Source organism: Paraburkholderia sp. (assembly GCF_034668105.1).
Taxonomy (GTDB): domain Bacteria; phylum Pseudomonadota; class Gammaproteobacteria; order Burkholderiales; family Burkholderiaceae; genus Paraburkholderia.
Genome location: NZ_JAXDPY010000637.1, coordinates 1 through 10951, shown reverse-complemented (window position 1 = coordinate 10951; position 10951 = coordinate 1). Strand labels below are relative to the sequence as shown.

The following is a 10951-nucleotide window of genomic DNA, read 5'->3' as shown; positions in this document are numbered from 1 at the left end:
GCCGTGGCAATCCCAGCCCGGCACGTAGACCGCGTCGAAGCCCGCCAGATTGCGCGCCTTGACGATCATGTCTTTCAGGATCTTGTTGACCGCGTGGCCGAGGTGGATGTCGCCGTTCGCATACGGCGGGCCGTCGTGCAGGATGAACTTCCTGCGGCCTCTGGAAGCAGAACGGATCGTCTCGTAGACTTTGCGTTCCTGCCATTCCTTGACCCATTGCGGCTCGCGTTTGGGCAGGTCGCCACGCATCGGGAACGGCGTGTCGAGCAGGTTGACCGGGTAGCGTGACTGCGGTTTCGAATCGGCTTTCTTGTTGCTCATGATGAGGTCGCGGTGAATTCTTTCTAAGCGCAGCGAGGCTGCGGTAAGCGCAAGATGCGCAGGGCGTGGGGCGCGCCCGGCAGGCATGTCGCGTGATCCACGGACGCCCTTCGATGCGCGCAGCGGTGGGTACATGCAGCACTCCGTGCGCTGGCATGTACCGCGGCGGCTATCTAATTCGGTCGGTGGCCGAGGTGGCGAAACCGGTGGAACGGCTGCCCGGCGTGCCGGCGCCGACGGCCGCGAACCACGCGCGGGCATTGGCGACGTCGCGCGAGATGGCGGCAGTCAGCGTTTCGAGGTCGACGTACTTTTCCTCGTCGCGCAGCTTCTTCAGGAATTCGACGCGCACGAGTTTGCCATACGCGTCGCCGTGCCAGTCGAGCAGATGCACTTCGAGCAGCACGCGGCCGGAGTCGTCGACAGTGGGGCGCAAGCCGAGGCTTGCCACGCCCGGCAACGGAACGTCTGCCACCCCATGCACGCGCACCACGAAAATACCGGCGAGCGCCGGACGCTTGTGGGCGATCGGCAGATTGAGCGTGGGGAAGCCGAGATCGCGGCCGAGCTTCATGCCGTGCACGACGTGCCCGCTGATCAGATAATCGCGGCCCAGCGCGGCACGCGCCGAGTCGAGGTCGCCCGCCACCAACGCGGTGCGTACGCCCGAGCTGGAAATGCGCGCGCCCGACGGATCGGCAACCGTGGCCATCTGTTCGACTTCGAAACCGTACTGTTGACCCGCGGCCTTGAGCGATGCGAAATCGCCCGCGCGCTTCGCGCCGTAGCGGAAATCGTCACCGATCATCACCCAGCGGGCATGCAGACCATTGACGATGATCCGTTCGACAAATGCATCCGGCGACTGGCTGGCAAACGTGTGATTGAAATGCTCGACCACCACACGATCGACACCGTTGGTACGCAGCGCCTCGAGCTTGTCGCGCAGCATCGCGATCCGCGGCGGCGCGCCGGCCGGGTTGAAGAACTCGCGCGGGTGCGGCTCGAAGGTCATCACACAGACGGGCAGGCCGCGCGCGTCGGCTGCTGCCCGGACGTGGGCGAGCAAAGCCTGATGGCCGCGGTGGACACCGTCGAAGTTGCCGATGGTCAGTGCGCAGGGCGCACGGCTTTCAGCATTGGGAAGACCGCGGAAGACTCTCACGATAGCGGGTTTAAGGTAGGGCGGGCGAGATGCCGCAAAACAAACGATTATAAACGCTCAGCGCACGAGACGGCGGCGCGTCGCCGTTTCAGTGCCCCTCGAATGATAAAATCCGCGGATGAAAAAACTCGTCATCCTGATTTCCGGACGGGGAAGCAATATGGAAGCTATCATTCGCGCCTGCGCGGACGAGGGCTGGGCGGCGCAAGTCGCCGCCGTGATTGCCAACCGTCCTGACGCTGCGGGCCTTGAGTTCGCCGCGTCGCACGGTATTGCCACGGCGGTGGTCGACCACCGCCAGTTTGAGGGGCGCGACAGCTTCGACGCCGCGCTCGCGCAAACCATCGACAGCTTTGCACCCGATCTGGTCGTGCTCGCGGGCTTCATGCGAGTGCTCACGGCCGGTTTCGTCGACCACTACGCCGGGCGCATGTTGAACGTGCATCCTTCGCTGCTGCCGAGCTTTCCGGGGCTGAAAACCCATCAACAGGCATTGGACGCCGGCGTGCGGCTGCACGGCGCGTCGGTGCATTTTGTCACGTCGCAGCTGGATCACGGGCCGATCGTCGCGCAGGCGGCTGTCCCCGTTGAGGCAGGCGACACTCCCGCCATGCTCGCCGAACGCGTGCTGGCAATCGAACACATTATTTATCCACGCGCGGTGCGCTGGTTCGTCGAAGGGCGTCTTGCTCTCGACGGCTTGCGTGTCACGCTTACGCCGCCGGAGCCGCAATGGCTCTTTGCCGGTCACACCGCCGGAGAGGGCGCATGAGATTACATGGTTTTTTGATTGGACAAACCGAGACTTTGCTGGCTGAAGTCCTGAAACTGAACGGCCCGGCCGACGCCACGACAAGCCGCTTTTTCCGCGCGCACCCTAAGCTCGGGCACGGCGAGCGCGGCGTGATCGCCGAGGCGGTCTTCGCCGTGCTGCGCCGCCGGATGGAATTCGCCCATCTGGCCGAAGGCGGCACGGGCAGCCCGGCGCGCCGCATGGCCTTGCTGGGACTGATGCAGACGGCTGGGCGCACCGCGCTCAAGCCGTTTTTGTCGGATACCGAGTCGCACTGGCTCGAACACGTCGCGAAGATCGATCCGGAAAGCCTGCCGCTGCGGATTCGCCTGAATCTGCCCGACTGGATCTATCAGGCGCTTTCCAGGCGTTTCGAAGCTGAGGAGTTGGCGCAACTGGCCGCCGCGCTGAACTATCCGGCGCCGCTGGACCTGCGCACGAACCCGATCAAGGCAAGCCGCGACGACGTGCTGAACGCGTTGTCGAAGGCCGGCATCGAGGGCGGCGCCACGCCGTTCGCACCGTTCGGCGTGCGGGTGGTCGGCAAGCCGCCGCTCACCAAGCTCGACGCCTTCCAGCACGGCTGGGTCGAAGTCCAGGACGAGGGCAGCCAGTTGCTGTGTTCGCTGGTCGCGCCCAAGCGCGGCGAAATGATCGTCGACTTCTGCGCGGGCGCGGGCGGCAAGACGCTGGCGCTGGGCGCGGCAATGCGCTCAACGGGGCGTCTCTATGCATTCGACGTCTCCGAGCGTCGTCTGGCCAAGCTCAAGCCGCGCCTCGCGCGCAGCGGCCTGTCGAACGTGAATCCGGTGCTGATCGACAGCGAACACGACGCGAAGATCAAGCGTCTCGCCGGCAAGATCGACCGCGTGCTGGTCGACGCGCCGTGCAGCGGGCTGGGAACGCTGCGCCGTAATCCGGACCTGAAGTGGCGCCAGTCGCCTGACTCGGTCGCCGAACTGGCGCCGAAGCAGGCGTCGATTCTGGCCAGCGCCTCGCGTCTCGTGAAGAAAGGCGGCCGTCTCGTCTACGCAACCTGCTCGATTCTGGAAGCGGAAAACGAAGCCGTCGTGCAGCAATTCCTCGCCGACCATCCGGACTTCGCCCTGGTCCCCGCGCGCGACGTGCTGGCCGAACAGCGCATCGAGCTGGAAATGGGCGACTATCTGTCGCTGTGGCCGCACCGCCACGCCACCGACGGCTTCTTCGCCGCCGTGCTGGAACGCCAGAGCTAACTGCAACAGGCTATCTGCCGGCGCGGCCAGGTTCCCTCCCGAACACGGCGCGCCGGCGACTTCTGCGACATCATGCAAAACCGCATTTTTCCGCACATGTTCGGCGACCTTGCGCGCGACTTCGGCCAACCGGTGATGTTGTGGCAGGTCGGCGTGCTGGTTGGCACGCTCGTCATTGCCTGGCTGCTCGCGCGGCTGTTGCGCCGGGCGCTCGATTTGCGGCGCCAGACGCGTTACCAGACCCTGCGTTTTGGTGCGGAGAGCCTGAACCGCGCGTTCTTTCCTCTGATCGGCGCGGCACTCGTCTGGCTCGCGCGGGCGATCACCGGCCCGTTCATGCACACGGCGCTACTCGACCTGGCGCTGGTGCCTTTGTTCGGTATCGGTCTGATTTACATTGTGTTTTTCTTCGCGCGACGGGTGTTCAGCCAGGGCGGCGAGACTCATCCGTGGCTATTTCTCGTCGAGAAAATCGTCTCGCTGGTCGTGTGGATCGGCATGGTGCTCACGGTGATGGGCATTCAGGACGACGTGATCGCGTGGATGGGCAGCGTGCATTTCCGCGTCGCCAACGCCCATATGACGCTGCTGTCGCTCATCACGGGTCTTCTGTGGGTCTGCGTGACGATGATTGTCGCGATGTGGCTGGGCTCGGCGTTCGAAGACCGTCTGATTCGCTCCACCACGCTCGACGCCAACCTGAAAGTGGTCATGGCGCGCCTCGGCCGTGCGCTGTTCGTGCTGGGGGCGGTGCTGATCAGCCTGTCACTGGTCGGGATCGATATCACGGTGCTGGGCGTGTTCGGCGGCGCGCTTGGTGTCGGGCTTGGGTTCGGGCTGCAGAAGATCGCGAGCAACTACGTCTCGGGCTTCATCATTCTGATCGATCGCTCGCTGCGCATTGGCGACACGATCAATGTCAGCGGCTTGCAGGGCATGGTCACGCAGATTCGCACGCGCTATACGGTGGTGCGTGGCCTGGACGGCATCGAAACGCTGATTCCGAACGAAAAGCTGATTACGGATGTGGTGCAGAACCAGTCTTCGTATCTGACGCGCGGCTATGCCAAGCTGGCCGTGCAGGTCGCGTATACGTCCGACGTCGAGCAGGCGATGGCGTTGCTTGCGCAAGCGGCTCAGGGCGTCGCGCGGGTGCTGCAGGAGCCGGCGCCTACGCCTTATCTGGCCAGCTTCGGCCCAGACGGCATCAATCTCGAACTGGGATTCTGGATCGAGGACGCGGCGACGGGTACTTCGGGCGTGCGCTCGGCCGTCAATCGCAACATCTGGCGTTTGTTCTCCGAGCACGACATCGCGATTCCTTTCGCGCAACGCGAAGTGCGAATCGTCGGCAATATCAGCGACGCAATGCCGCAAGCGGTAACAATGACCGTTCCTCTTGTGGCTAATCCCGCCGATAGCGCCCATTGACGGGCACTTCGAACCCGCTGGAAGGTCTAACAGGATCTCTCGGGCGAGTTCCATCCTCTTGATATCGCACAAAAATTCCCTATTTGTTACAAACACTTGGAACGCTTCAAGTAGAATATCGTCCAATCCCGCTGTATGCTTTCACTTTCTTGACACGCGCATTTTGCGTCTGTCTGGCGTCTCTTGTTCCACAGGTAAATTGCCTTGTTGAATTCCTTGCTCGATTTCCTTGCCCACGGCGTGCTGCACTTCTCGTGGTGGCAACTTGTGCTGTACACGCTGGTCGCGACGCACATTACGATCATTTGCGTGACAGTCTATTTGCATCGCTGCCAGGCGCACCGCGCGCTGGAGTTGCATCCGGCCGTCAGTCATTTTTTCCGTTTCTGGCTGTGGATGACCACCGGCATGCTGACCGGCCAATGGGCCGCGATTCACCGTAAGCACCACGCCAAGTGCGAGACCGAAGAAGATCCGCACAGCCCGCAAACGCGCGGCATCTGGAAGGTGCTGCTGGAAGGCGCGGAACTGTACCGTTCCGAAGCCAAAAATGAAGAAACCATGCGCAAGTTCAGTCACGGCACCCCGAATGACTGGATGGAACGCAACGTGTACACCAAGTACCCGATCCTCGGCGTGAGCCTGATGATGGTGCTGAACGTCGCGTTGTTCGGCGTGGTCGGCCTGACGATCTGGGCCGTGCAGATGGTGTGGATTCCGTTCTGGGCAGCCGGCGTGGTGAACGGTCTCGCGCACTGGTGGGGCTACCGCAACTTCAATTCGTCGGATGCCAGCACCAACATCTTCCCGTGGGGCATCCTCATTGGCGGCGAAGAGTTGCATAACAATCACCACACGTATGCAACGTCGGCCAAGCTGTCGAACAAGTGGTATGAGTTCGATATCGGCTGGATGTACATCCGCATCATGTCGGCGTTCCGCCTGGCCAAGGTAAAGAAGATCGCACCTACGCCGCGTCTGACCACTGGCAAGCTGGTGCTCGATCAGGACACGTTGCAAGCCGTGCTGGCCAACCGCTACGAAGTGATGGCGCGTTACGGCAAGGCGCTCAAGCGCGCTTACCGCCAGGAGTTGGCGCATCTGAAGGAAGTTGGCGCGCGCGAGAAATATCAGGTAATGCGTGGTGCGCGTAGCTGGTTCCACAAGGAAGAGGCGGGTCTCGACGAGCCGCAGAAGCGCCAGTTGCCACAAATCTTCGCAAACAGCCAGAAGCTCAAGACCTACATCGACATGCGCAATGAACTGGCGGCCATGTGGGAGCGTTCGAATGCATCGCGCGATCAATTGCTGATTCAGTTGCAGGATTGGTGTCATCGAGCTGAACAGAGCGGTATCAAGGCGCTCCAGGAATTCGCGATGCGTCTGCGCCGTTATGCTTGATCGTATGCCTGAGCGCGAAATCCATTAAAATTTCGTTACGTCACAAAACCCCGCGTTGGCGGGGTTTTGCTTTTTGGGCCGCGGAAATTGCAACGGCACCCGATTGAGTGTCCGCGGCGGCAGAGCGAAGGCAAGAGGAGATCATGGATCAGCAGGCGATCAGGACCGTCGAATACGACCGGCCACAGGCGCAAGGCACAGCTTGCGGGATCGGGCAGGCTTGGGCGAAGGTGCCCGATGCACCGTCGGCGGAACAGAGGGTGGCGCTGAAGGAGCGCATCCGTGCATTGCTCAAGCGCGAGAAAGCGGTGCTCGTCGCGCACTATTACGTCGACGCGGAACTGCAGGAGCTCGCCGACGAAACCGGCGGCTGCGTCGCCGACTCGCTGGAGATGGCGCGTTTCGGCCGCGATCACGGGGCGCAAACGCTGGTGGTAGCAGGCGTGCGCTTCATGGGCGAGACCGCGAAAATCCTGAGTCCGAACAAGCGCATTCTGATGCCTGATCTCGATGCGACCTGTTCGCTCGACCTAGGCTGTCCGGTCGACGAATTCTCAGCTTTCTGTGACGCTCACCCGGATCGCACGGTGGTCGTGTACGCGAACACCAGCGCGGCCGTCAAGGCGCGGGCGGACTGGATGGTGACGTCGTCGATCGGGCTGGAGATCGTCGCCGATCTGCACGCACGCGGCGAAAAGATTATCTGGGCGCCGGACCGTCACCTCGGCAGTTATATCCAGAGCAAGACCGGCGCGGACATGTTGCTGTGGCAGGGCTCGTGTCTCGTGCATGACGAATTCAAAGGCATCGAACTCGATCTGCTGCGCGCCGAATATCCGGGCGCGAAGGTGCTGGTGCACCCGGAGTCACCGGCTAATGTGGTTGCGCAAGCGGACGTGGTGGGTTCGACAACCCAGTTGATCGACGCCGCGCAAAAACTCGACGCGACGCAGTTCATTGTCGCGACCGATCTCGGCATTCTGCACAAGATGCAACTCGCCGCACCCGGCAAGACATTGATCGCCGCGCCAACGGCGGGCAACAGTGCGACCTGCAAGAGCTGCGCGCATTGCCCGTGGATGGCGATGAATGGCCTCGCCAATCTGGCCGACGTGCTCGAGCGCGGCCACAACGAAATTTTCGTCGATCGAGCGATTGGCGAGCGGGCGCGTCTGCCGATCGACCGGATGCTCGACTTCGCGGCGCGTCATAAGAAGCGCGTGCAGGCAAGTGGCGATCTCGCGCGCGATGCGCAACTGTATTCAAACATGGGGGCAGCGTAATGGGGGCGGTGGAACGTAATCAGGTCGAGGCGGTGTCGCCGTTGTACGCGGAGATTCATGCGCAGTACGGCGCGGCATTCGATGCCGCGTTGGCGCGCAATGTCGCCGACGCATTGGCCGAAGACGTGGGCTCGGGCGATCAGACCGGCCGCCTCGTTCCCGCAGACGATGTGCGCGATGCACGCATCATCGTGCGTGAAGACGCGGTGTTATGCGGTGTGCTCTGGTTCAACGCGGTGATGCGTCAGATCGATCCGCGTATCGAGCTGCAGTGGCGGTATCGCGAGGGCGATCGGATGACCGCGGATACGCCGGTCTGCGAGCTGCGCGGTCCTGTCCGCGCGCTGTTGACTGCCGAACGCAATGCGCTGAACTTCCTCCAGCTGCTGTCGGGCGTGGCGAGCGCAACGCGTCGCTACGTCGAGGCAATTGCTCACACGCGAACCCGTATCCTCGATACGCGCAAGACCTTGCCGGGTTTGCGGCTCGCGCAGAAATACGCGGTGCGCGTGGGCGGCGGCGCAAATCAGCGGCTCGCACTGTACGACGGCATTCTGATCAAGGAAAACCACATCGCCGCAGCCGGCGGCGTGGGTGCCGCAATGGATGCGGCGCTTGCGCTGAATGCGGGCGTGTCGATTCAGATCGAAGTCGAAACGCTGGCCCAATTAGAAACCGCATTGGCGCATCGCGCGCAATCCATTCTGCTCGACAACTTTTCGTTCGACGCGATGCGCGACGCAGTGCGTATCACGGCGGGGCGGGCGGTGCTGGAAGTGTCTGGCGGTGTGAACTTCGAGACGGTGCGGACCATCGCGGAAACGGGCGTCGATCGCGTGTCGATCGGGGCGCTGACCAAGGACGTGCGCGCAACCGATTACTCGATGCGAATCGTCTGAGCCACGCGCGTCCAGGTCTGGACGTCAGCAATCAACGAAAAGGCCATCGCCGGATTCCCTGGCGATGGCCTTCTCGTTTCAGCTTTCATAAATCAAACATTGCGGTTGCGGACATGTTCCGGTGACAGTACGGTCGGCAGCGCCTTAGGCAACGTGGCCGGCCAATCGCGGCTAAAGTGCAGGCCGCGGCTTTCGCGTCGTGAGCGAGCGCCTTCGACGATCAGCGAACCCACGTCGACCAGATTGCGCAGTTCAAGCAAATCGCGGCTCACCTTGAAGTTCGCGTAATACTCATGGATTTCGTCACGGAGCAGGGCCAGCCGATGCCTGGCTCGTGCAAGCCGCTTGTCCGTGCGCACGATGCCGACGTAGTTCCACATTAAGCGGCGCAGTTCATCCCAGTTGTGCGCGACCACCACTTCTTCGTCCGGATCAGACACGCGGCTTTCATCCCAGTCTGGCAGCGGCGCGTGGACGGCGGCGCTGAAGCCTTCTTCCTCGATGGCCTGCGCTGCGGAGCGTCCGATCACGAGACATTCGAGCAGGGAGTTGCTGGCAAGGCGGTTCGCGCCGTGAAGACCCGTGCATGACGTCTCACCGACTGCGTAGAGGCCAGCAAGATCGGTCCGTCCAGCCAGGTCCGTCACGACGCCGCCGCAGGTGTAGTGCGCGGCAGGCACAACCGGGATTGGCTCCTTGGTGATGTCGATGCCGAATTCGAGGCAGCGGGCCAGAATTGTCGGGAAGTGTTCGCGCAGGAATTCAGGTGGCTGATGGCTGATGTCGAGATACACGCAATCAATGCCGCGTTTCTTGATCTCGAAGTCAATCGCGCGCGCCACGATGTCGCGCGGTGCGAGTTCGGCGCGTTCGTCGTGGTTGGGCATGAAGCGCGTACCGTCCGGCAGTTTCAGAATGCCGCCTTCGCCACGTACCGCTTCCGAGATCAGGAACGACTTTGCATAAGGGTGGAACAGGCAGGTCGGATGGAACTGGATGAATTCCATGTTCGACACGCGGCAGCCCGCGCGCCACGCCATGGCGATGCCGTCGCCGGTCGCGGTGTCGGGGTTGGTGGTGTACAGATAGACCTTGCCGGCGCCACCGGTGGCGAGCACGGTATGCGGCGCCTCGATCGTGACGGTCCGGCCGCTTTGCAGATCGAGTGCGTATAAACCATGGCAGCGACGGCCCGGCAGACCAAGGCGGTCGGACGTGATCAGATCGATCGCGTAGTGGTCTTCGAGCAACGTGATGTTCGGGTGATGGCGCACACGCTCGCTGAGCGTGGCAACCACGGCATGGCCGGTTGCGTCCGCGGCATGAATGATTCGGCGATGGCTATGACCGCCTTCGCGTGTCAGGTGAAAGCCGAGTTCGGCGGCGTCGTCTTTGGTGAACGGCACGCCATGCTCAATCAGCCATTCGATCGCGGCGCGTCCGTGTTCGACGATAAAGCGTGTTGCGGCTTCGTCGCACAGACCGCCACCGGCGATCAGTGTGTCGCGGACATGGTTTTCGATGCTGTCCGCCGAATCCAGCACGGCAGCAATCCCGCCTTGCGCCCAATCGCTCGCACCTTCGGTTATCGATCGCTTGGCGACCACCGCAACCCGCCGGGTCTCCGCGAGATTGAGCGCGACGCTCAAACCTGCCAGACCACTACCGACAATCGCTACATCGAATTCCATTGCCTACATCTCCGTCTTTCGTTGTGCCATGACGGCATGCCGTTCGCATGCCGTAAAACGAGAAAGGATACGCGCCGCGACGAATGAGGGAAAGCTGGCCGAACGGGATAAGACTGTCTTACAGAGCAACAGCGAGGATGAAAGGGCAGTTAAGCTGCGCAGCGACGGCGCAGTCTCGGCACGTTGAAAACAAAAAAGCCCCGCACGAATGCGAGGCTTTTTTGCAAATCTTTTTGTCTTCGTCAGGCAGGATCCAAGACTTACTTGATCTTGGTTTCCTTGTACTCAACGTGCTTACGGACGACCGGATCAAATTTCTTGATCAGCATCTTTTCCGGCATGTTGCGTTTGTTCTTCGTCGTCGTATAGAAGTGACCCGTGCCTGCGGTCGATTCCAACTTGATCTTGTCGCGTGCGCCTTTCGCCATGATTTACTCCTTAGGCTTCACCGCGTGCGCGCAGATCTGCGAGCACAGCGTCGATACCGTTCTTGTCGATCAGGCGCAGGCCGGCGTTCGAAACGCGCAGACGCACCCAACGGTTTTCGCTTTCCACCCAAATACGGCGGTTTTGCAGGTTCGGAAGGAACCGGCGCTTGGTTTTGTTGTTCGCGTGGGAAACGTTGTTGCCGCTCATCGGCGCTTTCCCAGTTACTTGGCATACGCGTGCCATGAGAGCACTCCTAATACGCTAATTCTGAGTTCGAACGCCGTGAAAGTTTCCCGAAAAGAG

General features: G+C 61.9%; 11 protein-coding genes. 6 read left to right on the top strand and 5 right to left on the bottom strand.

Translation table 11 applies throughout. The annotated features are described in order from the left end of the window. Both QOC89_RS28245 and QOC89_RS28240 read right to left on the bottom strand, forming a co-directional pair. A partial coding sequence (locus tag QOC89_RS28245; protein ID WP_323048046.1) for a class I tRNA ligase family protein occupies nucleotides 1-321 on the bottom strand: 321 nt, incomplete at its 3' end. A 169-nt stretch (nucleotides 322-490) separates the two neighbouring features. Then, nucleotides 491-1486, bottom strand: a complete 996-nt coding sequence (locus tag QOC89_RS28240) for a bifunctional riboflavin kinase/FAD synthetase (protein ID WP_323048045.1) — start codon at nucleotides 1484-1486, stop codon at nucleotides 491-493. 118 nt (nucleotides 1487-1604) lie between these two features. On the opposite strand from QOC89_RS28240, the gene purN reads away from it, so the two are divergent. From purN to nadC, 6 genes are all read left to right on the top strand, one after another. Continuing rightward, on the top strand, nucleotides 1605-2258 hold the full coding sequence (purN, locus tag QOC89_RS28235; RefSeq protein WP_323048044.1) for a phosphoribosylglycinamide formyltransferase: 654 nt from the start codon (nucleotides 1605-1607) through the stop codon (nucleotides 2256-2258). Then, entirely contained in the window at nucleotides 2255-3514 is a 1260-nt protein-coding gene (locus QOC89_RS28230) for an RsmB/NOP family class I SAM-dependent RNA methyltransferase (protein ID WP_323048043.1), read from the top strand. The genes purN and QOC89_RS28230 overlap by 4 nt, the downstream gene beginning before the upstream one ends. Before the next feature lie 72 nt (nucleotides 3515-3586). Next, a complete protein-coding gene (locus QOC89_RS28225) occupies nucleotides 3587-4945 on the top strand; it encodes a mechanosensitive ion channel family protein (protein ID WP_323048042.1) in 1359 nt (452 codons plus the stop codon). A gap of 204 nt (nucleotides 4946-5149) precedes the next feature. Beyond that, nucleotides 5150-6346, top strand: a complete 1197-nt coding sequence (locus tag QOC89_RS28220) for a fatty acid desaturase (protein ID WP_323048041.1) — start codon at nucleotides 5150-5152, stop codon at nucleotides 6344-6346. 143 nt (nucleotides 6347-6489) lie between these two features. Next, on the top strand, nucleotides 6490-7629 hold the full coding sequence (nadA, locus tag QOC89_RS28215) for a quinolinate synthase NadA (RefSeq protein WP_323048040.1): 1140 nt from the start codon (nucleotides 6490-6492) through the stop codon (nucleotides 7627-7629). Then, nucleotides 7629-8528 carry a carboxylating nicotinate-nucleotide diphosphorylase gene (gene nadC, locus QOC89_RS28210; RefSeq protein ID WP_323048039.1) on the top strand — a complete coding sequence of 300 codons (900 nt, stop codon included), beginning with the start codon at nucleotides 7629-7631 and terminating at the stop codon, nucleotides 8526-8528. The genes nadA and nadC overlap by 1 nt, the downstream gene beginning before the upstream one ends. Before the next feature lie 92 nt (nucleotides 8529-8620). On the opposite strand, the gene nadB is transcribed toward nadC, so the two are convergent. The 3 genes from nadB to rpmB all read right to left on the bottom strand — a co-directional run bounded on the left by nadB (nucleotide 8621) and on the right by rpmB (nucleotide 10891). Beyond that, nucleotides 8621-10219 (bottom strand): L-aspartate oxidase, encoded by a 1599-nt coding sequence (gene nadB / locus QOC89_RS28205; RefSeq protein ID WP_323048038.1) that lies wholly within the window; start codon nucleotides 10217-10219, stop codon nucleotides 8621-8623. Nucleotides 10220-10479: 260 nt separating this feature from the next. Continuing rightward, nucleotides 10480-10647: a 50S ribosomal protein L33 gene (gene rpmG / locus QOC89_RS28200; RefSeq protein WP_007180630.1), complete on the bottom strand. Its 168-nt coding sequence runs from the start codon at nucleotides 10645-10647 to the stop codon at nucleotides 10480-10482. Nucleotides 10648-10657: 10 nt separating this feature from the next. Continuing rightward, nucleotides 10658-10891 (bottom strand): 50S ribosomal protein L28, encoded by a 234-nt coding sequence (gene rpmB / locus QOC89_RS28195; RefSeq protein ID WP_007180631.1) that lies wholly within the window; start codon nucleotides 10889-10891, stop codon nucleotides 10658-10660. Nucleotides 10892-10951: the final 60 nt, after the last annotated feature.